24 protein-coding genes are annotated in these 25181 nt (G+C 70.8%); 21 read left to right on the plus strand and 3 right to left on the minus strand.

The window, feature by feature from the left end; genetic code table 11:
• The first annotated feature begins 192 nt into the window (after nt 1-192).
• The 9 genes from J4H86_RS17190 (at nt 193) to J4H86_RS17230 (ending at nt 10182) form a co-directional block, all read left to right on the plus strand.
• Nucleotides 193-1560, plus strand: coding sequence for a glutamyl-tRNA reductase (locus J4H86_RS17190; RefSeq protein ID WP_236538790.1), 1368 nt, complete (start codon nt 193-195; stop codon nt 1558-1560).
• Nucleotides 1557-2564 carry a hydroxymethylbilane synthase gene (hemC, locus tag J4H86_RS17195; protein ID WP_236538791.1) on the plus strand — a complete coding sequence of 336 codons (1008 nt, stop codon included), beginning with the start codon at nt 1557-1559 and terminating at the stop codon, nt 2562-2564. Before J4H86_RS17190 ends, hemC begins: the two co-directional genes overlap by 4 nt.
• A 4-nt stretch (nt 2565-2568) precedes the next feature.
• Nucleotides 2569-4227: a bifunctional uroporphyrinogen-III C-methyltransferase/uroporphyrinogen-III synthase gene (locus tag J4H86_RS17200; RefSeq protein ID WP_394356391.1), complete on the plus strand. Its 1659-nt coding sequence runs from the start codon at nt 2569-2571 to the stop codon at nt 4225-4227.
• Between the two features lie 32 nt (nt 4228-4259).
• On the plus strand, nt 4260-5243 hold the full coding sequence (hemB, locus tag J4H86_RS17205; protein ID WP_236538793.1) for a porphobilinogen synthase: 984 nt from the start codon (nt 4260-4262) through the stop codon (nt 5241-5243).
• A gap of 106 nt (nt 5244-5349) precedes the next feature.
• Nucleotides 5350-5961 (plus strand): bifunctional DNA primase/polymerase, encoded by a 612-nt coding sequence (locus tag J4H86_RS17210; RefSeq protein ID WP_236538794.1) that lies wholly within the window; start codon nt 5350-5352, stop codon nt 5959-5961.
• A gap of 1054 nt (nt 5962-7015) precedes the next feature.
• On the plus strand, nt 7016-8308 hold the full coding sequence (gene hemL / locus J4H86_RS17215) for a glutamate-1-semialdehyde 2,1-aminomutase (RefSeq protein WP_236538796.1): 1293 nt from the start codon (nt 7016-7018) through the stop codon (nt 8306-8308).
• Between the two features lie 20 nt (nt 8309-8328).
• Entirely contained in the window at nt 8329-8946 is a 618-nt protein-coding gene (locus J4H86_RS17220) for a histidine phosphatase family protein (RefSeq protein WP_236538797.1), read from the plus strand.
• Nucleotides 8947-9109: 163 nt separating this feature from the next.
• A complete protein-coding gene (locus J4H86_RS17225) occupies nt 9110-9208 on the plus strand; it encodes a 30S ribosomal protein bS22 (protein WP_236538798.1) in 99 nt (32 codons plus the stop codon).
• 11 nt (nt 9209-9219) lie between these two features.
• On the plus strand, nt 9220-10182 hold the full coding sequence (locus tag J4H86_RS17230) for an NAD-dependent epimerase/dehydratase family protein (RefSeq protein WP_236538799.1): 963 nt from the start codon (nt 9220-9222) through the stop codon (nt 10180-10182).
• Between the two features lie 97 nt (nt 10183-10279).
• Here J4H86_RS17230 and J4H86_RS17235 read toward each other — a convergent pair whose 3' ends face one another.
• The gene (locus J4H86_RS17235) at nt 10280-11077 is read right to left on the minus strand and encodes an HAD family hydrolase (protein ID WP_236538800.1); all 798 of its coding nucleotides are present in this window, start codon (nt 11075-11077) and stop codon (nt 10280-10282) included.
• Nucleotides 11078-11179: 102 nt separating this feature from the next.
• Between J4H86_RS17235 and J4H86_RS17240 the strand changes: the two genes are divergently transcribed.
• The 9 genes from J4H86_RS17240 to J4H86_RS17280 all read left to right on the plus strand — a co-directional run bounded on the left by J4H86_RS17240 (nt 11180) and on the right by J4H86_RS17280 (nt 20553).
• Entirely contained in the window at nt 11180-12316 is a 1137-nt protein-coding gene (locus tag J4H86_RS17240; RefSeq protein ID WP_236538801.1) for a putative quinol monooxygenase, read from the plus strand.
• Between the two features lie 140 nt (nt 12317-12456).
• The gene (locus J4H86_RS17245) at nt 12457-13131 is read left to right on the plus strand and encodes an LmeA family phospholipid-binding protein (protein ID WP_236538802.1); all 675 of its coding nucleotides are present in this window, start codon (nt 12457-12459) and stop codon (nt 13129-13131) included.
• A gap of 384 nt (nt 13132-13515) precedes the next feature.
• Nucleotides 13516-14355 carry a sulfurtransferase gene (locus tag J4H86_RS17250; protein WP_236538803.1) on the plus strand — a complete coding sequence of 280 codons (840 nt, stop codon included), beginning with the start codon at nt 13516-13518 and terminating at the stop codon, nt 14353-14355.
• Nucleotides 14352-14663 (plus strand): DUF1416 domain-containing protein, encoded by a 312-nt coding sequence (locus J4H86_RS17255; protein ID WP_236538804.1) that lies wholly within the window; start codon nt 14352-14354, stop codon nt 14661-14663. Before J4H86_RS17250 ends, J4H86_RS17255 begins: the two co-directional genes overlap by 4 nt.
• 177 nt (nt 14664-14840) lie before the next feature.
• Nucleotides 14841-16751, plus strand: coding sequence for a hypothetical protein (locus J4H86_RS17260; RefSeq protein WP_236538805.1), 1911 nt, complete (start codon nt 14841-14843; stop codon nt 16749-16751).
• Between the two features lie 431 nt (nt 16752-17182).
• On the plus strand, nt 17183-18439 hold the full coding sequence (locus J4H86_RS17265; protein ID WP_236538807.1) for a MurT ligase domain-containing protein: 1257 nt from the start codon (nt 17183-17185) through the stop codon (nt 18437-18439).
• A 12-nt stretch (nt 18440-18451) separates the two neighbouring features.
• Entirely contained in the window at nt 18452-19165 is a 714-nt protein-coding gene (locus J4H86_RS17270; RefSeq protein WP_236538808.1) for a type 1 glutamine amidotransferase, read from the plus strand.
• Between the two features lie 136 nt (nt 19166-19301).
• Nucleotides 19302-20438 carry a protein-L-isoaspartate O-methyltransferase family protein gene (locus J4H86_RS17275; RefSeq protein WP_236538809.1) on the plus strand — a complete coding sequence of 379 codons (1137 nt, stop codon included), beginning with the start codon at nt 19302-19304 and terminating at the stop codon, nt 20436-20438.
• Nucleotides 20413-20553 carry a hypothetical protein gene (locus tag J4H86_RS17280; RefSeq protein ID WP_236538810.1) on the plus strand — a complete coding sequence of 47 codons (141 nt, stop codon included), beginning with the start codon at nt 20413-20415 and terminating at the stop codon, nt 20551-20553. Before J4H86_RS17275 ends, J4H86_RS17280 begins: the two co-directional genes overlap by 26 nt.
• Before the next feature lie 6 nt (nt 20554-20559).
• Here J4H86_RS17280 and J4H86_RS17285 read toward each other — a convergent pair whose 3' ends face one another.
• Nucleotides 20560-21483 carry a LysR family transcriptional regulator gene (locus J4H86_RS17285; RefSeq protein WP_236538811.1) on the minus strand — a complete coding sequence of 308 codons (924 nt, stop codon included), beginning with the start codon at nt 21481-21483 and terminating at the stop codon, nt 20560-20562.
• 48 nt (nt 21484-21531) lie between these two features.
• Between J4H86_RS17285 and J4H86_RS17290 the strand changes: the two genes are divergently transcribed.
• Together J4H86_RS17290 and J4H86_RS17295 are read left to right on the plus strand one after the other, a co-directional pair.
• Complete coding sequence (locus tag J4H86_RS17290; protein ID WP_236538812.1) at nt 21532-22746, plus strand: M24 family metallopeptidase; 1215 nt, start codon at nt 21532-21534, stop codon at nt 22744-22746.
• Between the two features lie 93 nt (nt 22747-22839).
• Entirely contained in the window at nt 22840-24006 is a 1167-nt protein-coding gene (locus J4H86_RS17295) for a mandelate racemase/muconate lactonizing enzyme family protein (RefSeq protein WP_236538813.1), read from the plus strand.
• 6 nt (nt 24007-24012) lie between these two features.
• On the opposite strand, the gene J4H86_RS17300 is transcribed toward J4H86_RS17295, so the two are convergent.
• Complete coding sequence (locus tag J4H86_RS17300) at nt 24013-24456, minus strand: DoxX family protein (protein ID WP_236538814.1); 444 nt, start codon at nt 24454-24456, stop codon at nt 24013-24015.
• A gap of 99 nt (nt 24457-24555) precedes the next feature.
• Here J4H86_RS17300 and J4H86_RS17305 point away from each other — a divergent pair, with 99 nt between their 5' ends.
• Nucleotides 24556-25068, plus strand: a complete 513-nt coding sequence (locus tag J4H86_RS17305; RefSeq protein WP_236538815.1) for a MarR family winged helix-turn-helix transcriptional regulator — start codon at nt 24556-24558, stop codon at nt 25066-25068.
• Nucleotides 25069-25181: the final 113 nt, after the last annotated feature.

A 25181-nucleotide genomic window follows, 5' to 3' on the forward strand; every position in this document is an offset into this window, starting at 1 on the left:
GACACGTCCCGGTCCGGGCTGGGAGGTCGAGCCGAAGTCACCGTATCCTTCCTACTCGTTACCGTAGAGGTAGCGGGCCAGGAAACACGACCTAAGGGCCATAGGGTCGAATGAATCGGGACACCACGCGGGTGGCGGGTGTCCCGGCGGCCGGCGGACCGCGCCGATACGGCTGTTGTTTTGGAGACGTCAATGACTGTCCTCACCGTAGGACTGAGCCACAAGAGGTCACCGGTAGCGCTGCTGGAGCGCATCGCGCTCGCGCCTGAACAGCGCCCGGAGCTCCTCACCGAGCTGGTTGCCCTGCCCGGAGTCGACGAGGCCATCATCGTGTCGACGTGCAACCGGGTCGAGGTGTACGCCGCGGCCAGTGACCCCCACGAGGCGACGACCTCGATCTGCGGTGCGCTGTCGCGGCGCACGGGCGTGCCCGAGGCCGACATCGAGCGCGAGCGCTACGTGCACGTCGGTGACCAGGCCGTGCGTCACCTCTTCTCCGTCGCGTGCGGACTGGACTCGATGGTCGTGGGGGAGGGGCAGATCCTCGGCCAGGTGCGTGACGCCCTCAAGGACGGCCAGCGGGAGGGCACCGTCGACCGGGTCCTCAACGACGTCGGACAGCGGGCGCTGCGCGCGGGCAAGCGGGCCCACACCGAGACCCACCTCGACCAGGCCGGCGCCGACATGGTGACCCACGGCCTGAACGTCGCCACCCGGCACCTGCGTCCCGGCGCCGACCCCCTCACCCTGACCGGCCTGCGCGTCCTGGTGCTGGGCGCCGGCTCGATGAGCGCCCTCGCCGCGAACACCGCGGTGCGCCGGGGCGCCGAGACACTGCTGATCGCCAACCGCACCTTCGAGCGCGCGGCGCGGGTCGCGGAGTGCCTCGAGGAGGCCTACGACACCGTCGGTACCCGGGCGGTGCCCTTCGACGACGTCGCCGGGGAGCTCGACAAGGTTGACCTGGTCATCACCTGTACCGGCGCGCAGGAGACCGTGCTGACGCGCGACGACGTCGCCGCCGCCGTCGACGGCCGCGTCGACCACCCGCTCGTCCTGCTCGACCTCGCGCTGCCGCACGACATCGACCCCGGCGTCCACGACCTCACCGGCGCGATCCTCGTCGACCTGGAGGCGCTGCGGGCCGCGGCCCGCGAGCACGCGACGGATTTCCACGACACCCAGATCGTGCCGGCCGTGCGTGAGATCATCGACGAAGAGGTCACCGAGTACGTGACGGTGCGCCAGGCCGAGAAGGTCGCGCCGACGGTGAAGGCACTGCGCAGCCGGGCGGCGGACGTGGTCGCCGCCGAGTTGGCGCGGCTCTGGGGGAGACTGCCTGACCTGGAGGACCAGGACCGCGACGAGGTCGCCTACGCCGTGCGCCGCGTCGCCGACAAGCTTCTGCACCACCCGACGGTGCGGATCAAACAACTGGCCGGTGGCCCCGCCGGACACACCTACGACGCCACGGTGCGCCAACTCTTTGACCTCGACCCGCCCACCAGCGGCACGGAGACAGCCGCGTGGGCCGTGGCCGGACGTGAGGGAGACGCATGAGACCGCTGCTGTTGGGCACACGCCGCAGCACCATGGCCACCACCCAATCCCAGGGGGTGGCCGACCAACTGTCCGCCGCGACGGGGCGCGCGGTCGAGCTGGTGCCCACCACCAGCTACGGGGACGTGACACGCGCGCAGCTCACCCAGCTCGGCGGGACCGGCGTGTTCGTCGCCGCCATCCGGGACGAGCTGCTCGCCGGACGGGTCGACTTCGCGGTGCACTCCCTGAAGGACCTGCCCACGGCCCTCGTCCCGGAGCTGGTGCTGGCCGCGGTCCCCGAGCGGGACGACCCCCGGGACGCGCTGTGTGCCCGGGACGGCGCCCGGCTCGCCGACCTGCCCTCCGGGGCGCGCGTCGGGACGGGATCTCCGCGCCGGGTCGCCCAGCTCGCCGCCCTGCGCCCCGACCTCTCCTTCGTCCCGATCCGCGGTAACGCCGAGACCCGCCTGGGCAAGGTGGCCTCCGGTGAGGTCGACGCCGTCGTGCTCGCCCACGCGGGACTGGCCCGCATCGGCCGGCTGGACGACGTCACCGACGTCCTGGAGGTCGACGACGTCCTCCCGGCGCCGGGACAGGGAGCGCTGGCGGTCGAGGCGCGGGACAGTGACAGCGTCATCGACCTCCTCGCCGCCGTGGACCACGCGGAGACCCGGATCGCGGTGCACGCGGAACGGACCGTGCTCGCCGAACTGGAGGCCGGCTGCGCCGCTCCCGTGGGCGCGTACGCCGTGGTGAGCGCCGGGACCCTGCGTCTGCGCGCCGTGGTCGCGGCCACCGACGGCTCCGAGCAGATCCACGACGAGGCCGAGGTGGCGTTGCCGCGGGTCGAGGCCGGAGCCGAGCCCCGGGACAACCCGAGAGACGACGCCAAGCAGGGGGCGGCCGGCACCGCCGACGCGACGGCGCTGGACACCGCGCGACGGCTCGGCCGGGACCTGGCGCTGCGAATGATCGGCAATGGCGCCGACCGCATCGTCGCGGACGCCCGAGCCAGCGAGTAACGCAATGAACCATCAGGGAGTAGACGTGACAAGCGAGGGTGAGGCATCCGTCGCCGACGGCCACGTGGCCGCTGTGGGTGCGGGGCCGGGTGACCCGGAGCTGCTCACGCTGCGCGGAGCCGCGCTGCTGGAGCGGGCCGATGTCGTGTTCGGCCTCAGCGAGGACGAGGAGATGGCGTCGTTCCGGGACGCGCTGCTGCAGCACCGCGGCGCGAACACCCGCGTCCTGGGGCCCGATGAGTACGGCGACGACCCCGACGCCCTGGCCGTGGCCAAGGCCTGGGAGGGCAAGCGGGTGGTACGGCTCTACGCCGGTGACCCGCTCCTGGGTGGCCAGGTGGACAACCTCGCCGACGCGTGCCGCGCGGCCGGGGTGGAGTTCGAGCTCGCCCCGGGGCTGTCCGCCGCCCTCACCGTGCCGTCCTACGCCGGAATCCCCCTGATGGCGAACAACGCGTCGGAGACGCGGCTGATCGACGGGAGCGGCGACATCGCCCAGCTTCCCGGCATCGAGCGGCAGGACACCACACTCGTCGTCCTCAACGCCCAGGGCGAGGGGGACGACCCCTTCTTCGACCGCGTCACCAAGCCGTTGGTCGCCGCCGGACGCCCCACGACCACACCCATCGCGGTCGTGCGCATGGGCACCACCACGAAGCAGACCACCGTGGTCTCGACACTGGGCAAGCTCGCCAGTGCCCTGCGGTCCACGGACGCCAAGGGCCACCACGTCACCCGCCCCGCGACCGTCATCGTCGGCCCGGGCGTGCGCCGCCAGTCCGACCTGACGTGGTTCGAGAGCCGGCCGCTCTTCGGATGGCGGGTCCTGGTGCCGCGCACCCAGGCCCAGGCCGCCGGACTGACCGAGCAGCTCCGTGGCTACGGGGCGGTTCCCGAACAGGTTCCCACTATCTCAGTGGAGCCGCCGCGGACCCCACAGCAGATGGAGCGCGCCGTCCGTGGCCTGGTGAACGGCCGGTACCAGTGGGTGGCCTTCACCTCCACCAACGCCGTCCGCGCCATCCGGGAACGTGTCGAGGAATACGAGCTGGACGCGCGCGCGTTCGCCGGGGTACGGGTCGCGGCGGTCGGTGAGGCGACGGCCGACGCGCTGCGGGACTTCGGGATCGAACCCGACCTGATGCCGGCCCCGGAGACCCAGTCCAGCACCGGGCTGGTGGAGGTCTGGCCGCCCTACGACCCGGAGCTCGACCCGATCGAACGGGTGCTGCTGCCGCGCGCCGACATCGCCACCGAGACGCTGTCCGCCGGAGTGCAGGAGCTCGGTTGGGCGGTCGACGACGTCACCGCCTACCGGACCGTGCGCGCCGCACCCCCGCCCGCGCCCGTGCGGGAGGCCATCAAGGGCGGCGGTTTCGACGCCGTCCTCTTCACCTCCTCCTCGACGGTGCGCAACCTGGTCGGTATCGCCGGCAAGCCGCACGCGGCCACCGTCATCGCCGTGATCGGCCGCGAGACGGAGAAGACCGCGCTCGAACACGGCCTTCGAGTGGACGTGGTCGCCGAACGCGCGTCCGTGGCCTCACTCGCGGAAGGACTCGCCGCCTTCGGAACGAAGCGGCGCCAGGAGGCCATCGACGCCGGCAAGCCCGTGCTGCGTCCCAGCCAGAAGCGACGCGGACGCCGACGCAAGACAGTGTGACCCCGACTGACGGCGAGCGAAAGAGAGAGACGATGACCGCCCGGTTCCCCGAGGCACGTCCCCGTCGACTGCGGACGTCCCCGGCCATGCGCCAACTCGTGGCCGAGACGCGGGTCCACCCGTCGGATCTGATCCTGCCGCTGTTCGTCAAGGAAGGCGCCAGCTCTCCGGTCCCCGTCAGCTCGATGCCGGGCGTGGTGCAGCACACGCGCGACAGCGTGCGCAAGGCCGTCAACGACGCGGTGAGCGCCGGGGTCGGCGGCGTCATGCTCTTCGGAATCCCCGAGGTCAAGGACGACCGTGGCTCGGGCGCGGACGACCCGGCTGGAGTCGTGCAGCGGTCCCTGCGCGACCTGTCCGACGAATTCGGCTCCGACATCGTCGTCATGGCCGACCTCTGCCTCGACGAGTACACCTCACACGGGCACTGCGGACTGCTGACGAAGTCCGGCGACGTCGACAACGACGCCACGTTGGAGCGTTACGCCTCGATCGCGGTCGCCCAGGCCGCGGCCGGGGTGTCGGTCGTCGCGCCCAGCGGGATGATGGACGGACAGGTCGCCGCGATCCGGTCCGCCCTGGACACCGCCGGCTACTCCAACGTCGCGATCCTGGCCTACGCGGCCAAGTACGCCTCGGCGTTCTACGGACCGTTCCGTGAGGCCGCCGAGTCCGCGCCTCAGTTCGGCGACCGCGCCGCCTACCAGCAGGACCCCGCCAACGTGACCGAGGCGCTGCGCGAGATCCGGATGGACGTCGCCGAGGGCGCGGACATGGTGATGGTGAAGCCGGGGTTGGCCTACCTCGACATCATCGTGCGCGCCGCGGCCGAGACCGACGTGCCGCTCTCCGCCTACCAGGTGAGCGGCGAGTACGCGATGGTGGAGGCGGCGGCCGCCAACGGCTGGCTCGACCGCGAACGCGTGATCCTGGAGACGCTCACCTCATACCGACGGGCCGGGGCGCGCCAGATTCTGACCTACTGGGCGGAGGAGGCGGCGCGCGCGCTGCGCTGAATCCGCTGATCTCGAGAAGTAACTCCACAACAGGGTCGAGGGGGAGGAGCCGGGATTGGCAGACGTGATCAGTAGGAGAGGGCGACGGCGACGTCGAACCGCGCCGATGTCCTCAGTGGCGATGGAGTACGCCCAACAGGGCTGGCCCGTCGCCCGAGGCGCGGAGCCGGGAACCCCCGGCATGGGGAGCTGTACCTGTGACCGGCTGGGCTGTCCGGCCCCCGGAGCCCACCCCATGTCCGCGGCATGGGCACTGGAGTCCACGACGGACCCCTCCGTCGTGTCCCGCTGGTGGTCGATGTCTCCCAACGCCAACATCATCCTGCCGACGGGCCGGGTGTTCGACGTCATCGACGTCCCCGCGAACCTCGGCATGTTGGCTCTGGCCCAGGTCGGCCGCTCCGGAACCCCCTGTGGGCCGGTCGCCGCCATTCCCGGTGAGCGGTACCTGTTCTTCGTGGCGACCCGCGGTGCGCCGGAGGACGAGAACGAGTGGTGGACCTGCCATCTGGACTGTGTCCCCGAGACGGTCGCCGACAGCCCCGGCCTGCGCTGGCACTGTCGCGACAGCTACGTGGTCGCACCCCCCTCCCTCCTCCCCTCCGGAGTCCAGGCCACCTGGATCCGCACCCCCCAAACCGACTTCGCCTCCCTGACCCTCCCCGACCCCATCACCATCCTCAACCTCCTAGCCGACAGCGCCGCCCCCACCCCCTGACCCGCCCGCGTGACAGCGGAGGCCGCGAACACCGCGATTCATCACCGCCTGGGTGTCGCCATTTCCCGTGCGACGCCGTGCACCTCGGCGCGTCCCGACGCGGGGCCCGGCCGGAGGGCAACCGCGCACTGGACGGCTCGCTCGATCTCCTCTGTGGAGGGAGCTGGCGCGGTGCCGCGCGCGGTTTCACGCAGGTGCGGTCTCCGACCCGCGTGTGGCAGGGAGGCCCCACCGCGTGGCTCCGCGGCGGTGCGCCCCGCGCGCCCCGACAGCGGTTCCCGCCGTGACTCGGACGCCTCGTCGGGGTGACCGGATCGCCGTGGGGGCGTGGCTCTGAGGGATCCGCCGACGTGTGACGTTTCCACGTCCTGACACCTCGCGGGCCGTGGGCGACGGTGAAGCGCTTCCGCTCAGCCGTGCGACACGGTGCGAAGTTCGTCGCGTCCCTGGAGCCGGAGAAAAGCGGACGCCATCGGCTGGCCGTTCGCCGGGGATTGGACATGCGCGAAGGTATCCGTCGAGAGGCACCCACGCGTCGTGTCCGTCCCGTTCGCGTGTGGCCCAGGAGGCCACCGCCGCTGGCTCGCCTTCGGCGAGTCCAGCAGGCCTGACCGCCGCTCCGTGGCCCGACGGACGCCCCATCGGGTGACTCTTCTCTGTGTGGACTGTGGAGGTCCGCTGAGCTCCTGCGCAGCCGGAGAACGCGGATACCGCGCGGTCCGACAGTGTTTCCCGCGGTGAGTCGGACGCCCTTCGGGCGGCTCATTTCTCTGGGTGTCGGCGGATGCGGGGGGTGTCCACCTGGACCCGCGCGAACGTCCAGCGCGCCTTCGCCAGCGCGCGGCTCGGGGGCAGCGCTCCGCCACGGCGGGGAGGTCGTCGTCGCGGAGGGCGGGGACGTGCCGGCATCCCTCTGGCAACGCATATCCCCTGATCGGAGTGGGTGCGGGGCCTCCGGGCGGCCGGAGCATCGGTGTCGTCGAGGCCAGCGGGCGCGGGGGAACACGAGCGACCCCACACTCCCGCCTAGGCGTCGCGGTGTCACACTGGTTGGGTGAGCAGCCAAGAGACATCGAGTGAGCTATACGAACGTGCGGCGTCGGTGATTCCCGGTGGGGTGAACTCGCCGGTGCGGGCCTTTGGCGCCGTCGGAGGGGTGCCTCCGTTCATGCGGCGGGGGGAGGGGCCGTACCTGTTCGACGTGGACGGCAACTCCTACGTCGACCTCATCTGCTCGTGGGGGCCGCTGCTGTTGGGGCACAGCCACCCCGCGGTGCTCGGGGCGTTGCGGGAGGCGGCCGAGAGCGGGGCGTCGTTCGGGGCTCCCTCGCCGGGCGAGGTCGAGCTAGCCGAGGAGATCGTGTCCCGCACCTCGGTGGAGAAGGTCCGGCTGGTGAACTCCGGGACGGAGGCCACCATGTCGGCTGTCCGGTTGGCGCGGGCCGCCACCGGGCGGAGCAAGATCGTGAAGTTCGCCGGGAACTACCACGGACACGTCGACGCCCTGCTGGCCGCGGCCGGGTCCGGGGTCGCCACGTTCGCGCTGCCGGACTCTCCCGGCGTGACCGGGGCGAACGCGGCCGACACCATCGTGCTTCCCTACAACGACGTCCAGGCCGTGCGTGACACCTTCGCCGCCTCCGGCCCGGACATCGCCTGCGTGATCGCCGAGGCGTGCCCCGCGAACATGGGCGTCGTCCCACCGCGCGACGGCTTCAACGCCGAGCTGCGACGTGTCACCCAGGAGCACGGCGCGCTATTGATCCTGGACGAGGTCCTCACCGGTTTCCGGGTCAGCCCCCAGGGGTGGTTCGGCATCGACGGGGTCCAGGCCGACCTGACGACGTTCGGCAAGGTCATGGGCGGCGGCATGCCCGCGGCCGCGTTCGGTGGACGTGCCGACGTGATGGACCTCCTCACGCCCGGGGGCGCCGTCTACCAGGCCGGTACCCTGTCGGGGAACCCGCTGGCGACGGCGGCGGGGCTCGCCACGCTGCGCAACGCCACCGCCGACGTGTACGCGCACATCGACCGCGTCAGCCGGCAGGTGAGTTCCGCGGTGGGCGCGGCGCTGCGGGCGGAGGGTGTGCCGCACCGGGTGCAGCACGGCGGAAACCTGTTCACGGTGTTCTTCACCGACGCCGAGGTCGTCGACTTCGACGGCGCGCGGGCGCAGCACACCGGGCGCTTCGCGGCCTTCTTCCACGCCATGCTGGAGCAGGGCGTCTACCTGCCCCCCGCCGCGTTCGAAGCGTGGTTCTTCTCGGCGGCGCATGACGACCGGGCGATCGACACGGTCATCAGCGCCCTCCCGGCGGCCGCCAAGGCGGCGGCGCGGGTCGAATAGTCAGGACGGAGTCCCCCGGAATGCCCACAACCACCGTGGTTCACCTGTTGCGGCACGGCGAGGTTCACAACCCCGAGCGGGTCCTCTACGGTCGGCTGCCCGACTTCCACCTCAGCGAGCGGGGCCAGGACATGGCTCGGCTCGCGGCGAAGTGGTTCGAGGGGCGGGACGTCGCCCACGTGTTGTCTTCACCACTCGAGCGGACTCAGGAGACGGCGTCCCCGCTGGCGACGGCCTTCGACCTCGACATCGAGATCGACGAGCGCCTGATCGAGCCGGTCAACGTGTTCGAGGGGAGCAAGTTCACGCGACAGAGCCTGGTCGAGCCCCGAACGTGGGCGCGTGTCTACAACCCGTTCCGACCGTCGTGGGGTGAGCCCTACACCGAAGTGGTGCGGCGGATGGTGGAGGCGGTGAAGGACGCTCGCCGGGCGGCGTGGGGCCGCGAGGCCGTCTGCGTCAGCCACCAGGCCCCCATCTGGTTGCTGCGGCGGGCGGCGGAGCGCAAGCGCCTGTGGCACCGTCCAGACCGGCGCCAGTGCAACCTCGCTAGCGTGACTACGCTAACCTTCGTTGAGTACCACTTGGTCAGCGTGGGCTATACCGAGCCGGCCGCCAGTCTCTACCCATCCACGTGACTGGACTCCAGCTCCTGACCGGCTCGCCCACTTCGGCGTCACACTCGGGTGTGACGTGGACCGTCCCAGGGCCGGAGACTCTCGGGCACGTGGTATTTCGTCCGGCGCGCCGCGGCTGTGGTCCTGGCGCGTCCATCGTCAACCGGAGCGAAGAGGTGATCCCATGGGATCTGTCGTCAAGAAGCGTCGTAAGCGGATGGCGAAGAAGAAGCACCGCAAGCTCCTGAAGAGAACTCGCGTCCAGCGACGCAACAAGAAGTAACGATGGCGTCGATGCGGCGGACCGTCCTCGTCACCGGAGTGGCGGAGCCCTTGGGCGCGAAGGTCGCCGCCACCCTCGGGGAGGACTCCCGCTTCGAGCGGGTGCTCGGCGTCGACTCGGCGCCGCCCGCGGGCCCCACCGGCCGGATGGAGTTCGTCCGCGCCGACCTGTGCGACGGTGGACTGCCCGCGTTGATCGCGGAGTCCGGCGCCGACACGGTGCTCCACCTCAGCCTCGCCGGTCGGGGTAGTGGGGGTGCCTCGGCGGGCTCTCGGCGCCGCGCCCGGGGGGCGCACAGCCTCCTCGGCACCATGCAGGTGTTGGCCGCGTGCCAGAGTTCCGCGCACGTGCGACGCCTCGTCGTGCGGTCCAGTACCTCGGTCTACGGAGCGTCCCCGGCGCCGGACGCGGTCGAGGGCGAACGCTACGTCCAGGGGCTCGCCCGGCGCCGCCCGGAGATCTCGGTCGCGGTACTGCGACTGGCCAACGTGATCGGCCCCTCGGTGGAGTCCCCGGTGACGCGGTACATCGACGGTTCGTTCGTGCCGCGCGTCCGGGGGGATGACCCCGCGATGCCGTTCCTGCACGAGGACGACGGAGCCGAGGCGATCCGCCGTATGGCGGTGACCGACGACGACGGTTTCTTCGACGTCGCCGCGGCCGACGCGATCCCGTTGTCCCAGTGCGCGCGCCGTGCCGGCCGCCCGGACGTCCGGCTGCCCCGTCCCGGGCTGCGGGTCCTGTGCAGCCTCGCCCGCAACGGCCGGCTGGGCGAGTACGACCAGGTCCGGCAGCTCTGCTGTGGTCAGCCACTGGACATCAGCCGGTTGGAGCGGGCCGTGGGGTGGCGTCCGCGCTACACCTCGATGCAGGCCCTGGAGGCCTACCTCTCCGAGCGGCGTGACCACGGCTCCCGGAGGCGGCGTCGCCAGCGCCGTAGGGAACAGCCCGCGCCGCGCGGGCTCGCCGCCTGACAGGTCGTGACAGCGCCGAGAGGACCGCGAGCGGCCCCCTCTGTGGGCATCGCTCCGGACGCACGTCGGTGGGGTGGCCGCGGATGCGTCGGGGACGTCAGTGTCCCTGGCCGCCGCGGGCACGCCACGCCTGGGCGGCGGCGCCGGCCGCCACTCCCAACACCGCCGCCGGAACCACGGTGCGCAGCGCCGTGCGGGTGGTTCGGAACTCGTGCACCGGCCAGCCCAAGCGGGTGGCGTGGCGTCGCAGCGCCCGATCCGGGTTGACCGCGTTGGGGTAGCCGACCGACCTCAGCAGCGGCAGGTCGTTGGAGGAGTCGCTGTAGGCCGTGCACCGGCTGAGGTCGAAGTCCTCGGTGTCGGCCAACCGCACCACGGCGTGCGCCTTGGCTTGGCCGTGCAGGAGATCACCCACGAGTCGGCCGGTGTAGACCCCGTGGTCGCGCTCGGCGATGGTGCCCAGCGCGCCGGCCAGCCCCAGCCGCTCCCGGATGACGTCGGCGAGCTCGACGGGCGTGGCGGTCACCAACCAGACCGGGTCGCCGGCGTTCTGGTGGCGCCGGACCAGGGACAGGGTCTCCTCCCACACCCGGTCGGCCATCGTCTCGTCATAGATCTCGGCACAGATCGCCTGAAGATTCTCCGCTGTGTGACCCGCCACAAAGCCGAGTGCCGCCTCCCGCGCCGCCTGGATACTCTCCCGGCGCTCCGTCCCGCTGGCGCGGAACAGGAGCTGCCCCCAGGCGAACCGCATGAGGTCCCGCGTTGTGACCAGGTCACGGGCTGCCAGGCCACGTGCCAGGTGGTAGATCGCTGCCCCGCGCATCAGGGTGTTGTCGACGTCGAAGAACGCCGCGGAACGCCCGTCCGGGCGGTGCGGCGTGAAGCCTCCCATGCCGATGAGCCTACGGCCCGTTGGCGGAGTTTTTCGTCACGCGGCGCTTCATGCCCGGGTCTGGACGCGAATACTTCGCGAATGCAGCATGATTGATGCGGGATGGTCGAGGTAGGGCTGGCACTGATCTGCGCGCTCGTGGCCTGGAGTGCCACGGCTGCCTTGACTGTGCGCTGTTACCGGGTGCCGCGGACGCACGTGGTGGCCTGGCTCATCTCGGTCGTCGCCCTGATGGTGGCCCTGACTGGCGCTCTGCCCGCGGCCTTCCTCGATTTCTCCACGGCCACGTTCCGCGTCTTCCAGCTCGGTGTCGGACTCCTGGCACCGTTGTGGGCGGCCTGGGGCGTCGCTGAGTACACGCTGCGCTCGTTCCCGGGGCGGCTGGCCGTGCGGGAGGGCGTGGTCCTGTTCACCATCGTGCCGGTGGTGATCCTGTGCCTCGACCCGCTCAGCGGCACGTTCGACGGAAGCTATCCCCAGGCGGACGTCCACTACCAAATCCCGGCCATGGTGGCGCTGGGAGCCGCACACACCTTCTCGGTCGTGGTGCTCGTGGCCTGCGCGGTGGCGTCCGTGCTGCAACACCAGCGCCGCGACGACGACGCGTTGGGGCGTCTGCGCGTGATCGGCCTCATCGGCGGCGCGGTAGTGATTCAGATCATAGTGGCGCGAATGGGGCTCGGACCGTTCGGTCAACTGGCGTTGTTGGCCGCGTTGGGGTGCCTGTGGCAGGCGGCCAGCGTCGCGGCCACGATCCCCCGGGCGATCGACACCGACGACGGTCGGCATGGCGGTGCCGGCGACGAAGACGAAGACGACGAGGAGCAGGAAATGCTGCGGCGCAGGCGGGACAACACCGAAAGCTACGCCGGTGGCGAGAGCGCGCCTCGGGCCCCCCGCGCGCCCCGCACCAAGGCGAAGATCACGATCTACACCGTCTTCGAGGGCTACGCCGAGGCGTTCGACGCTCGTATGGCCCACGTCGTCGAGGCAGTGCGTCGCTACGAGCCGGAGACCCTCATGTTCGTGAGCCACCGGGTGCCGTCCGCGCCGGCGCAGCGCATCGTCTACGCGATGTACCGGGACGACCTCGCCGCCGAACAGCACGAGCAGCAGCCGCACATTCAGGAGTTTCTCAGGGACTCGTCGCGCCTCGTCTCCGCCACCAACGTGATCGAGCTGGAGACGGTGGACGGCAAGGCCGATCAGGCGCTGGTCGCGATGCTGATGGGGCAGTGACCGCAGCTCGTCGCGATTGCCCGGTTTTCTAACAGTTCGCTGGGAATGGACGGGGAAGGGCGGCGATCGTCGGGTCTTGCAGTACCCTTCCTGGTGCCAATCACCGCGTCTGGGTTCCAGGGGAGCATGCAGGAAGTACGATGCGCAAACTTCTCGTTCTACTGATCTTGCTCGCCATCGCCCTTGTGGGCACGGACAGGGCCTTGCTCTACGGCGCGGAGAGCGAGTTGGCGAAGCGGGTCAGCCAGCAGTACCCGATGGACGCCGAACCGGATGTCGACATCGGCGGCTTCCCCTTCCTCACCCAGGCCTTCGGCGGCACCTACTCCGAGATCAACCTCGTCACCGGCGCCTTCGCCTACGAGGAGATCCAGTTCGAGCGGATCGACGTCACGCTGTACGACGTCGAGGCCCCACTCGCCGACCTGATGACCAGCCCGACCGCCTCGGCGCGCAGCGCGGAGGGGACGGCGCTGCTGCCCTACAGCGAACTCCAGCGTCGGCTGCCCGAGGGGTTGTCGATCGAGCAGGAGGGCGGGGAGCCCCGGATCTCCGGAGACCTCGCGATCCAGGGATTCAGCGTGCCCGTGGAGAGCGGGATCGAGATCTCGGTCGCCGACTCCGTGCTCACGGTCACCCCGACCGACATCGAGATCGGCGAGGCCATGGTGGACCTCGGCGGCGTCGGCGACGAGCTGGCGTTCGACTTCCCCGTGGACGACCTCCCCTTCGATCTCGCGATCACCGACGTCGAGGCGCTGCCCAACGGCGTGCAGATCACGGTGGAGGGCACGGACATCCCGCTGGTGGCGTGAGTGGGCGTAACCCGCGGGTGACATCCACAGCCCAACCACGTACCATCGTGGGTGTGACTCCCCTGGCAGATGCGCTACTCACGAAGCGCCGCGCGGTCGACTACGGCCGTTGCGCCACGGCGCTGTGTCGCGGTTGCCGCTAGAGCGGACCGGCAGGCACGTCCGACGTCGTCGACTGTCCATCCGGGGACGCGAGATCGCTTCCCGGGCCAGGAATCCGACGCCATGAGCAGAGTCCGATCCCCCCGGAAGAGATCTCTCCTCACACGTTTCGGTCGTGGAGTCCTGATCCACGCTGAGCCCACGCACCGGTCCGGCTCTCGCACGAGTTCGTTCGCACCTGTTTCGTCGCTTGCGCTGTAGACACATTCCGAGGAGATTCCCATGAGCCGTTCCGACGCCCTGGTGGACGCCGAGTGGGTGGAGTCCCACCTGGACGACAGCAACGTCGTGTTGATCGAGGTCGACGAGGACACCACGGCCTACGACAAGGGCCACATCCGTAACGCGGTCAAGCTGGACTGGAAGACCGACCTGCAGGACCCCGTCCGGCGTGACTTCGTGGACCGGGCCGGCTTCGAGGCGCTGCTCTCGGAGCGGGGCGTGTCCAACGACGCCACGGTCGTCCTGTACGGCGGGAACAACAACTGGTTCGCCGCCTACGCCTACTGGTACTTCAAGCTCTACGGGCACCAGAACGTGAAGCTGCTCGACGGTGGCCGCAAGAAGTGGGAGCTGGACTCCCGCGAGCTCGTCACCGACGTTCCCACCCGTGAGCGCACCAACTACGTCGCCAAGGACCAGGACCTGGCGATCCGCGCGTTCCGCGACGAGGTCGTGGATGCCATCGGCACCAAGGACCTCGTCGACGTGCGCTCGCCCGACGAGTTCGTCGGTCGCCTGCTGGCCCCCGCGCACCTGCCGCAGGAGTCGGCGCAGCGTCCGGGGCACGTGCCCACGGCCCGCAACATCCCGTGGTCCAAGGCCGCGAACGAGGACGGCACCTTCAAGTCCAACGAGGAACTGAAGGCCCTGTACGAGGAGGCCGGTGTCGACCTCGACAAGGACATCATCGCCTACTGCCGTATCGGCGAGCGCTCCTCGCACACCTGGTTCGCCCTGCACGAGCTGCTGGGCCTGAACAACGTGAAGAACTACGACGGTTCGTGGACGGAGTACGGCTCCCTGGTCGGCGTGCCGGTGGAGCTCGGGGAGGCCAAGTGAGTGTCGCTGACGGTTGCGGAGCACCTGAGGGCGGCGTCGCGCTGCGCGACGGCGAGGCCGGCGACCAGGCGGTGATCCAGGGAGTGGTCCGTCGCGACGGCGAGCCGCTGCGCGGAGCCTACGCACGGCTGCTCAACCCGCAGGGCGACTTCGCGGGAGAGGTCGCCACCGGCGACGAGGGCACGTTCCGGTTCTTCGCCGCGGACGGCGACTGGACCATCCGCGTCCTCGCCTCCAAGGGTTTCACCGGAGAGTTCTCGGTGCACGCCCAGACCGGAAAGATCGTGGATCTTGAGGTGACCGCCTGATCGGCGTCGCTTCACGTCTTTGACCTGCGCAGGGCCCGGGGATTTGTCCCCGGGCCCTTCCTGTTTGCGGACCCGTGAGTGGCCGAAACCAGTGACATTTGGACGGCGGCCTGACACGATGCCGTCGTACCAGGAACCCTCCGCGGTCCCCCGCTCACGGTCGGGAGGTTCGAGGCAGTGGATGGCGCGAGTGATCGTTCGACTCGGAGCGACGCGGTGTACCTCGGGTGGAGGCACACCATCCTCGCGCCGGACCCCGGTGCGCCACCCAAACGGCCCACTCCCGGGGACATCCTCCAGGTCAGCGACGAGTGGCTGGCGGAGCAGCGGCGCGAGGGAACCACGACCAACCGGCCGTTATGGCTCGCCGCCCTGGGCCTGGTCCTCATGGTCGTCCTGTGGCCGGTGTTGGGGCAGCTCCGGATCCTCCCGGGTGTCCTGGTCGTGGTGTTGGTGGCCCTGAGCGTGCTGCTCGCGGTGCCGCTGGCCGTCGCACTGTGGCAGGGGCACTCGGTCACCCGCGCACGGATGGCCGCGGAACGCGAGCGCGTCGCCGCCCGGCAGGAGTCCGCGGAGCGGGAGTTACGGGACCGCCAGCGGGAGCACGCCGAGCGCTACCGGGAGTGGCAGCAGCGCAAGCAGGCGTTCGAGGCGCAACCGCGGTGGTACACCGTCACCGTGCCCCGGCGGCACTCCCGCGTGGACCTGATCGGAGGCACGGACGCCGGTTGGGCCGCGGTCCTCACCACTATGGCCGGTTCCCGGTTGCGCTCCGGCGCCGACGTCACCATCCTCGACCTCACCGGGCGGGCCGTCGCCAGTGGGCTGGTCGCGCTCTCCCGCGCCTGTGGGATTCCGACGGCGGTGCGGGTCGTACCCGCGGACGTGTCCCGGCTGGGGCTCGGGACCGATCTCCCGCCCCGCGCCTTCGCGGAGGTTCTCGCCCGCGTCGCCCGCATCCAGGACCCCAACCGGAGCCTGGACGCCGACCGAGGCCTCCTGGCACCGCTGGTCGAGCTGGTGGGCGTGGACGTACCGGCGATCCTCACCGCGCTGGCCACGGTCGGCGGGGACACCGATGCCGACACCTTGTGGTCGAACGCCGAGGACGCGGCCACACTGCGTGCCACGCTGCGCGAGCAACTCGGTGAGGACCGGCGGACACGGGACCGGGCCTGGGGCCTGCAGCAGCTCCTCACCCCGCTGGAGAGTCTGGGAACCCGCCTGGCCGGTGCGGATCCCACCCAGCTCACCGTTGTCGCCACCGACCGCGGATCCGGCCGTTCGGCGACGGCCCTGTTCGGCGGGTACGTCGCCTCGGTGATGGCGGAGCGGCTCCGCGCGGGTGAGGACCAGGAACCCGACCCCTGGTGGCACACCGTGATCGTCTGCGGGGCGGAACACCTCGGCGGTGCCGAGATCGACCACCTGACCGCCGCCGCCGACCGGTCGGGGGCCGGCGTGGTCTTCCTCCGTGGCCGCGTCGTCGAGGACGGGCACCACCCCGCCGACAACTCCATGGTCCTCGCCATGCGCATGCCCGACGCCCTTTCCGCCCGCATCGCCGCGGAACGGCTCCGTGGCAGCGGGGGAGACCCGGCGGCGCTCACCCCCCACCCCCTCACCGAGATCGTCGGCGAGGCCCTGCGTGACAGTGTCCCCAGCAGCTACCGCCCCGACTCCGTCACGGTCGACACCGGCGGGTATCCCCGGATGAACGCCGGCAAGCTGGTCGCCCCGCTGGAGTACGTGCGCCAGGTACGAACCGCGACCTCGTGGGGCAGGACCACGCGCCAGGCCGAGGAGATCGACTCCGCCGACCCGCTCGGCGACACCGGACGCGCCGTGGAAGTCGACGAGAAGGGCCTACGCACCCTCCCCTTCACCGCGCTGGTCGCCCGGGAGCCCGACGGTCTGGTCCTCGTCGACGCCAACCCCGGCATCATGGGCCTCCCAACGGCGACCCTGACCACGGTGCGCGACACGCCACCACCGCTCGTCCCCGCCCACCCCCCACAGGAAGGCGAAACCGAGGCGAACCTGGGCCCACCCCCAAGCCGCCTCGACTGGCGCAGCGGCACCGGGTGACGGGTCCTGCGGACGCCGACGCCGCCGCGCGGGGGTTCGTTGGGCGACCACGCCCCGAGCGCGGTCTTCCTTCCCGACAGAGGTGTCCGCAGGGTGGGGACCCTTGGGAGCCGGCCGGCCGACCCAGCGTGAACGTGCGGCGCACGCCTCGCACGGTCACCACCTGTGGACGTCCGAGGGCGCCGCGACGCGGCGCCCTCGGTGGGGCGTCACCCGTGTCTGGAGTGCGCGTTGGTGTGGTGGGTGGACCGATGTGTACCTCCCAGCGGTCCGGACTCGGTCGGAGTCCCCCGGCGGCGGTGCGTGAAGGTCTGGTCACATTTGGGTGCGCTCGGCCAGGCGATGGCCGGGGCTCTGGGCGGTCCAACATAGGCTGGGGGCATCCGAAGACCGTTTCGCGGTTCTGGCCGTCCTCACCTTGTGGAGAGACCTTGGGCGAACTCCCCTTGCGCGCACGGGTGGCTCGCGTGCTGGGCAAGAGCACAGCGGCGCTGTCGCGGGCGACCGGCCGCGGCGACGGGTCGGTCATCGGCGGCCGGGTCGCCCTGCGGGTGGACCCCAAACTACTTTCGGAGCTGTCCGAGGACCGGCGTCTCGCCCTGGTCAGCGCGACCAACGGGAAGACCACCACCACTCGCCTCATCGCCACGGCGCTGCGCCACATCGGGCCGGTCGCGACCAACGAGTACGGCGCGAACATGCCCACCGGGCACATCACCGCGCTGGCGAACAACCTGGACGCCACCAACGGTGTGCTCGAGGTGGACGAGAAGTACCTGCCGCAGGTCCTGCGGGACGCGCGACCGGCGGTGGTCGTGCTGATGAACCTCAGCCGGGACCAGATGGACCGCGCCACCGAGATCAACCTGCTGGCCAAGCGGTGGCGGGACACCCTGAGCCTGGTCGACACGCACGTCGTCGCCAACGCCGACGACCCGCTGGTGGCGTGGGCGGGGTTGGCGTCGCGGCGGGCGACCTGGGTCTCCGCCGGCCAGCGGTGGAAACAGGACTCCTGGTGCTGCCCCGAGTGCGGCGCCCACCTCAAGCGGGAGCCCGACCCGCACTGGCAGTGCCCCGAGTGCGGCCTGCGCCGCCCGGAGGCGACCTGGAGCGTCGACACGGCCTCGGACACGGTGACCGGACCGGACGGTGTGGTCCACCGGATCGGTCTCCAGTTGCCGGGCGACGCCAACCGGGCGAACGCGGCGATCACCCTCGCCGCCGTCGCGGAGTTCGGGGTGGACCCGGCGACGGCCCTGGCCCGACTGCGTGAGGTGCGTTCGGTCGCCGGCCGCTACACCTCGGTGGAGACCGACGGCGTCGAGGTTCGCCTGCTGCTGGCCAAGAACCCGGCCGGGTGGCTGGAGTCCTTCGCGGTCCTGGACGACCCGAACACGCCCGTGCTGCTGTCGGTGAACGCGCAGATCCCCGACGGCAAGGACACCTCCTGGCTGTGGGACGTCGACTACACCGTGCTGCGTGGCCGGCGGGTGTTCGTGTCGGGTGAACGCCGCACCGACCTGGCGCTGCGCCTGGAGACCGACAATGTTCCCTTCGAGCTCACCGACCGGGTGGACGACGCCGTACGGCGCATCAAGCAGGATCGTCCCGACACCCGCAAGGTGGACGTGATCGCCAACTACACGGCGTTCCAGCAGATCCGCGCCGCGTACGGCCGCGTCGAGTAGGAGGCGACCCAGATGGGCGACACCAGCAGCACGCTTCGGATCGTGTGGATCTACCCCGACCTGCTCAGTACCTACGGGGACCGCGGTAACGCGCTGATCCTGCAGCGGCGGGCGGAGCTCCGCGGCATCAGGACCGAGATCGTCGAGGTGAACTCGAGCGATCCGGTGCCCACGGAGGGCGACGTCTACGTGCTGGGCGGGGGAGAGGACCGGCCCCAGATCCTCGCGGCGGAGCGACTGCGGGCCGACGGTGGCCTCGCCCGGGCCGCGCGGCGCGGCAAGGCCATCCTGGCGATCTGTGCCGGCTACCAGATCATCGGGGAGAGCTACGGCGACGACGCCGCCAACCCACTTCCCGGAGTCGGCATCCTGGACATCCGTAGCGGCCGGGGCGACAAGCGTGCCGTGGGCGAGATCGTCGCCGACGTCGACCCGATGCTCGGGATCGGCCGCATCACCGGTTTCGAGAACCACCAGGGCCGCACCGAGGTCGGCGGGAACGCGTTCCCGCTCTCCCGCACCGTTCGTGGTATCGGTAACGGTTCCGGTACCGAGGGCGCCTACTCCGGTCGCATCATCGGCAGCTACCTCCACGGCCCCGCCCTGCCCCGCAACCCCGCCCTCGCCGACCTACTCCTCCAGTGGGCCGTGGGCTCCGACCTGGCCCCCCTCGAGCCCGGCTGGGGCGAGTACCTCCACAAGGAACGCCTCGCGGCGGTGCAGTAGGGACGAGCGGGCGTTTCTTGAGTACGCCCCACTTGTTGGCCCGCTCGAGAGCGGCGGTGTGTGCGGTAGCGAGGGGCAGGGAACTATGACCGCTTGGGCTGGCGTTTTCTCGTAACCGTTCCGCTACTGTGTCGCTATGACGGCAGAGGCGCCGTGGGCATGCGTGGGGACGGACTGGGCCGCCGCGTTGGCGGCCGCACCGCGCGAGTGGTTCGTGCCGGATGTGGCCTGGACGACCGGGGACGGCCTGCTCGACCGCCAGGCCGATCCGCAGGGATGGTGGGCCGCCATCGCGCGGGACGACGCGATCGTGACGCAGATCGACGATGGGCGCACCGAGCTCACCGACGACTCCCCGTGGACCACGCTGGACTGGACCAGCTCCTGCTCCGCCCCGAACATGGTCTTCGACTTCCTGCGGCTGTTGGATCCCTATCCCGGTGATCGAGTGCTGGAGGTCGGCACCGGAACCGGGTGGACGGCCGCCCTGCTGTCCGCGCGGTTGGGCGCGGAGTGGGTGACCTCCATCGACATCGACGCATCGGTCGCTGCGGCGGCCCGGGCGCGGCTGGAGTGCGCCGAGTTCACCCCCACTCTGCTGGTCGGGGACGGCGCCGAGGGCCATCCGGCAGGCGCCCCGTTCGACCGCGTGCACGTCACCTGTGGCGTGAGCGAGATCCCCCCGGCCTGGGTGGAGCAGACCCGCCCGGGTGGAGTCATCGTGCTCCCGTGGATGCCGTTTCACTCCGGGGGCTACAAGGTCCGCTTGGTGGTGGCCGATGATGAGCGGGCGGTGGGCCGGATCCACGGAACCGCCGCCTACATGCCGATGCGTGCCCAGCGGCTCCCACGGACGTCGGCGGGGAGTGAGGCCACGCGATCCAGGAGCCGGATCGATCCCCGTCGGATCGACGCCGGGGGCGACGGCTTCCGGATTGCCGTACTGGGCCTGCTTGGTGGGGTGACGAATCGCGGCGGCGGCACCAACCCCGTTGACGGTACCTTTCGCTACGTACTCATTGACGGCATATCCGACTCCCACGCGATCGCGATCCAGCCGCCCAGCGGCGGTCCGGCGGAGGTGAGGCAGCGTGGCCCTCGCCGGCTCTGGGACGAACTGGAGTCGGCCTACCTGCAGTGGGTCGGTTGGGGAGAACCAAGCGTGGATCGCCTCGGTGTCACCGTGAACCGCGCCGGCCAGCACGTCTGGTTGGACAGTCCCAATAACCCTCTGACGGAGGTCCCCCATGGGAGACGGCGGCAAGCACCGTAAGCCACCCGAGGACTGCGGTATGTGCGGTGGTAAGGGCTACACCACCTGCAACAAGGACAACGAGGAAGTCCGGATCACCTGCGTCGGGTGCAATGGGAGCGGACAGCAGCCCTGAGTCCCCCTACCGCCCTTGCGCCGCGACCGCGAGGCTGTTGGCTACGGCCTTGAGGGCTGGGCTGCGGGCGGTGCCGGCGCGGGTGGCGAGGGAGATCGTGCGGGTGATGGGGGTGTCCGCGAGGTGGCGGACGACGATGTCGGTGTCGCCGGGCTCGAGGGCGATCTCGGGGGCGAGGGCGATCCCCAAGCCGGCGCGGACGAGCGCGATGATGACGGTGTAGTCGTTGCTGGCGTAGTCGACGCGGGGTTGGAAGTCCGCGGCGGCGCAGGCGCGGTTCAGGGCGGCCCGGCCGGAGGTGTCGCTGTAGGCGCCGATCCAGGTTTCCTCGGCCAGGTCGGTGAGGGGGATCGCGTCGGGGCCGAGTTCCCTCCCCGGGGGCAGCAGGAGGACGAAGCGTTCCTCCCGCAGCGGGCGCAGGGTGATGCCCGGCGAGTCCAGCGGTGGCAGGAGCCCGTACTCGTAGACCAACGCCAGGTCGGTCTCGTGGTTGTGCAGCGCCTCGATGCTCTGGGTCGCCTCCCGTTCGTCCAGGATGACCCGAAGCCCGGGGTGCCGGCGTTGGCACTCGGCGATCGCCTCGGGCACCAGGCTGCGCGCGACGGTGGGAAACGCCGAGAGCCGGACCGGTCCCGTCACGGTGGCCGCGAGTTCCGCCAGCGCCGACTCCGCCTCCTCCATCCCGGCGAGCAGCCGTTCGGTGTGGTCGACGAGCAGGAGTCCGGCGTCGGTGATGCGCAGACGACGCCCCTCGCGGACGTACAGGGTGGTGCGCGCCTCCCGTTGCAACGCGGCGAGCTGCTGTGACACCGCGGAGGGCGTCATGGACGAGGCGTCGGCGACAGCGCTCACCGTGCCCCGTCGGGCGAGTTCCCGCAGTAGCCGCAGGCGTCGCAGCTCCATCATGTAGTCGAGCTTAAAGGTATCCACGTATTTTGTCGCTGGTCTGAATCGTGGCCGTCCGCGCATCCTGTGGGCATGACCATGACACAGCCTCCGGCGACGCCCTCCACACTCAGGCCGACGTCGCCGTTCGCGGGCCCCACGGAGCTCGCCGCGCCGCCGCCCAGCACGGAGCGACGCCTACGCGCGGTGCGCGAGGAGATGGGCCGCCGGGGTCTCGCCGCGCTCGTTCTCGTCTCCCCGGAGAGCCTCTACTACCTGCTGGGGTTGGACTACCAGGGCTACTTCGCGTTCACCGCGCTCGTCATCCCCACGGTGGGCGAGCCGGAGCTGGTCACGCGGGCGATGGAGGGACCCACGGTCCGGGCGCAGGTCCCGCACTGCCGCCACCGCCCGTTCCAGGACGGTGAGGATCCGGCGACCGTGGTCGCCGCCGCGGTGCGCGGCCATGTCGCGACGGGGGACGCCCTCGGGGTCGAGGACGCGGCGATGTTCTTTCCGCCCCGGATCCGCGCCGCGTTGGCCGCCGAGCTGCCGGAGCTGGTGTGGGTGGACGCGAGCGACCTCGCGGGTCCGCTTCGGGAGGTGAAGGACGCCGACGAGATCAGCGCCACCTCCGCCGCGGCACGGCTGTCCGACGCGGCGATGAGCGCCGGGATCGGTGCCGTCCGCGCGGGTGCCCGGGAGTACGAGGTCGCCGCCGCCGTCTACCAGGCGATGGTGGCCGCCGGTGGGCACACCCCGGGGTTCGCCCCGCTGATCCGGGCCACCGCCCGGCTGGACCAGGAGCACGTGACGTGGTCGGACCAGGAGCTGGTGTCGGGTGACGGTGTACTCCTGGAGCTCTCGGCCTGTGTGCGTCGCTACCACGCCCCGCTGACTCGCACGGTCTTCGTGGGGTCGGCGCCGCCCGAGGCCGTCATCGCCCACGCCGCCGCCCAGGCGGGGATGCGCGCGATCGTCGACCACCTTCGACCGGGAGCCGTCGCCGCCGACGTGTTCGCCGCGTGGGAGAGCGCGGTGGCCGCGGTGCACCCGCAGTCCGCCCCGGAGCGGCACCACTGCGGCTACCTGGTGGGGATCGGGTTCCCGCCGAGCTGGGTGGGCGGCGGTGAGGTGCTGGGCGTCCGCCGGGGCTCTCCCCGCGTCATCCGCCCCGGGATGACGTTCCACGCCATGAGCTGGGTGCGCGATCCGATCGGGTTCGTCCTGTCCGACACCGTGCTGGTGCGTGAGGACGGAGCGGAGCGGCTCACCCAGGTCCCGCAGGACCTGACGATCGTCCCCTGAACCGCCGGCGCGGGTTCCGGAGGGGTGTCGCGACAGGAAGTGTCAGCGGGGCTCGCGGTAGCCCTGACCAGAAGAGAACGACAGGGGAGTTGCATGCGTATCACCGCCGTTCGGGCGACCCCGATCGCCGTTCCGTTGCGGGTGCCCGAGGTGTGGGCCTTCGGCCGCCGCACCGGGCAGATCAGTGTGCTGGTGGAGGTGGACACCGACGAGGGAGTCACCGGGATCGGTGAGGCGGCGGCCTATCCGTCGGTGGACGTGGTCCTCGCCGCGCTCCGGGGGCTCGAACCACTCGTGGTGGGGGAGGACCCGATGGCGGTCGAGCGGCTCACCAAGCGGGTGGAGGTGGTGGGGACGTGGCACCACATGCGTAACCAGAGCCCGGCGCTCGCCGCGGTGGACATGGCGTGCTGGGACATCGTGGGCAAGGTGTGTAGTCAGCCGTTGTCCACCCTGTTCGGTGGGGTCTTCCACGACACGGTGGAGTTCTTCTACTACGTGACCGGCGCGGAGCCGGACCAGCTACGGCAGATGGCGGAGGAGGGCACCAAGGCGGGGTTTTCGACCTTCTACCTCAAGGTGGGCGCGCCCGACCCACGGGAGGACCTGGAACGGGTGGCGGCCGTCCGGGACGGCGCGGGGGCCGCGGGGCGCATCCGGGTGGACGCCAACGAGGCCTGGTCGCCGGCGGCCGCCATCCGGATCCTGCGCGAGATGGAGCCGTTCGGGCTGGAGTTCGCGGAGCAGCCGGTCTCCGGCCGCAACCTCACCGAGATGGCCTACGTCCGGTCGCGGGTGGACACCCCGTTGCTGGCGAACGAGGCGTCCTGGACCCGCTTCGATCAGATGGAGACGGTCCGGCACGCCGCCGCGGACGCGATCTCGGTGGACAACCAGATGGACGGCGGACTGATGAACCTCAAGCGCTCCGCCGGGATCTGCGAGGCGGCGGGGCTCGGAGTGGTCAAGCACAGCCTGGGCGAGCTGGGCGTCGCGCTCACGGCATCGCTGCACGTGCTGTCGACCACTCCGAACTTCATCTACGCCAACCAGGGGTACGCGTCGATCCTCGCCGACGACATTCTCGCCGAGCCCTATGAGCATCGGGACGGTCGGCTGGCCCCGCCGAGTGGCCCCGGTCTGGGGGTGAGCCTGGACCGGGAGAAGGTGGGGCGCTACGCGGAGGACTACGCCCGTGATCCGGCGGCGTTCGCGTTCACCAGCCGGGCCACGGGAGCGGCGCACCTGCCTCGGTTGTGAGAGCGGTCAGACGGCGGGCGTGGGAGTCGTTTCCGAGTTGGAGCCGCCGAGGAGCCGGTCGCGCAGGGCCAGGATTCGGGCCCGGCGTCCCCACGCCACCACGACCAGCAGCAGGGTGAGGACCAGCGGCACGATCGGGGTGCCTTCGGAGAGCATGAAGAGATCCGCGGAGACCGCGCCCGCCATGACCAGGGCCAGGCCGGTGGCCGCGAGTCCGCTCAGCAGCGGGATCAGCAGGCCGACGGCGCCCAGCAGTTGGAGCACCCCGGTGAGGTAGCGAAGCCACTGGCCGAAGCCGAGCTCGTCGAAGAGTGAGACCTGGGCCTCCGCGCCGAGCAGCTTGCCCGAGGAGGTCATGAGGAAGGCTAGCGCCAACAGGCCCTGGAGTGTCCATAGGATTACGTTCTGTAGGCGCGACGGGGTGCGCGGGGATGCGGCTTCGGTGCTCATGCGGGCTCCTTGGTTCGGTGATTGCTACGCAAGACAATATTCCGCGATGCAACTATTGTCTAGCTCGGTTTTTGGGGAACCGATAGGTAGCCTTTGCGCATGAGCGGATGTCACCGGGTGGAGGGCTGCGACGATCCCCGCATCGCGGCCTTCGGGCTCGTCATGGACGTACGGTTTCTCCTCTCCTGTCGACTCGCGCCGGTGATGGCGCGGCACGGGATCGCCGAGCGTGACTTCGACGCCGTGCTGCAGCTCGCCCGTAGCCCCGATGGCCAGCTTCGGATGTCGGACCTCGCCGCCAAGACGGGCATGTCCACCAGCGGTATGACCCGTGTCGTCGACCGGCTCGAACGCCAGGAACTGGTCACCCGTCACCCACACCCCACCGACCGCCGCGCCTCCATCGTCGGCCTCACCGAGGACGGCGTCGCGCGACTGCGGGAACTCATGCCCGACCTGCACGCCGCCATCGACCAGTGGTTCACCGCGCGACTCTCCGACACCCAACGCGAGCAGGTACTCGGGGGGCTCGGTCTGGTCCGCGAGGCGCTCCTCGACTCCTCGGAGACCGAGCCCCCCGCGGGCGCTTTCGGTTCGCCCGGGCACTGCTGAGGGGCGGTCATCCCCCGGTGGGACGCACGTCCCCCCAGGGGCTGAATCCGTTTCCCGATCCACGGCCGATGTGGCTGGCCTCCCGTTCCTCGTACGTTCGCGGTACCGAACGA

It is taken from the genome of Spiractinospora alimapuensis (assembly GCF_018437505.1).
GTDB lineage: Bacteria > Actinomycetota > Actinomycetes > Streptosporangiales > Streptosporangiaceae > Spiractinospora > Spiractinospora alimapuensis.

Excerpts from the sequence above, each read along its gene's own strand:
- J4H86_RS17280 (WP_236538810.1), top strand. The coding sequence starts at position 20,413 with ATGGGAGACGGCGGCAAGCACCGTAAGCCACCCGAGGACTGCGGTATG.
- J4H86_RS17245 (WP_236538802.1), top strand. The coding sequence starts at position 12,457 with ATGCGCAAACTTCTCGTTCTACTGATCTTGCTCGCCATCGCCCTTGTG.
- J4H86_RS17295 (WP_236538813.1), top strand. The coding sequence starts at position 22,840 with ATGCGTATCACCGCCGTTCGGGCGACCCCGATCGCCGTTCCGTTGCGG.
- J4H86_RS17220 (WP_236538797.1), top strand. The coding sequence starts at position 8,329 with ATGCCCACAACCACCGTGGTTCACCTGTTGCGGCACGGCGAGGTTCAC.
- J4H86_RS17210 (WP_236538794.1), top strand. The coding sequence starts at position 5,350 with ATGTCCTCAGTGGCGATGGAGTACGCCCAACAGGGCTGGCCCGTCGCC.
- J4H86_RS17190 (WP_236538790.1), top strand. The coding sequence starts at position 193 with ATGACTGTCCTCACCGTAGGACTGAGCCACAAGAGGTCACCGGTAGCG.
- J4H86_RS17290 (WP_236538812.1), top strand. The coding sequence starts at position 21,532 with ATGACCATGACACAGCCTCCGGCGACGCCCTCCACACTCAGGCCGACG.
- J4H86_RS17225 (WP_236538798.1), top strand. The coding sequence starts at position 9,110 with ATGGGATCTGTCGTCAAGAAGCGTCGTAAGCGGATGGCGAAGAAGAAG.
- J4H86_RS17240 (WP_236538801.1), top strand. The coding sequence starts at position 11,180 with ATGGTCGAGGTAGGGCTGGCACTGATCTGCGCGCTCGTGGCCTGGAGT.
- J4H86_RS17200 (WP_394356391.1), top strand. The coding sequence starts at position 2,569 with ATGAACCATCAGGGAGTAGACGTGACAAGCGAGGGTGAGGCATCCGTC.
- J4H86_RS17230 (WP_236538799.1), top strand. The coding sequence starts at position 9,220 with ATGCGGCGGACCGTCCTCGTCACCGGAGTGGCGGAGCCCTTGGGCGCG.
- J4H86_RS17235 (WP_236538800.1), bottom strand. The coding sequence starts at position 11,077 with ATGGGAGGCTTCACGCCGCACCGCCCGGACGGGCGTTCCGCGGCGTTC.
- hemB (WP_236538793.1), top strand. The coding sequence starts at position 4,260 with ATGACCGCCCGGTTCCCCGAGGCACGTCCCCGTCGACTGCGGACGTCC.
- hemC (WP_236538791.1), top strand. The coding sequence starts at position 1,557 with ATGAGACCGCTGCTGTTGGGCACACGCCGCAGCACCATGGCCACCACC.
- J4H86_RS17250 (WP_236538803.1), top strand. The coding sequence starts at position 13,516 with ATGAGCCGTTCCGACGCCCTGGTGGACGCCGAGTGGGTGGAGTCCCAC.
- J4H86_RS17275 (WP_236538809.1), top strand. The coding sequence starts at position 19,302 with ATGACGGCAGAGGCGCCGTGGGCATGCGTGGGGACGGACTGGGCCGCC.
- J4H86_RS17270 (WP_236538808.1), top strand. The coding sequence starts at position 18,452 with ATGGGCGACACCAGCAGCACGCTTCGGATCGTGTGGATCTACCCCGAC.
- J4H86_RS17300 (WP_236538814.1), bottom strand. The coding sequence starts at position 24,456 with ATGAGCACCGAAGCCGCATCCCCGCGCACCCCGTCGCGCCTACAGAAC.
- J4H86_RS17305 (WP_236538815.1), top strand. The coding sequence starts at position 24,556 with ATGAGCGGATGTCACCGGGTGGAGGGCTGCGACGATCCCCGCATCGCG.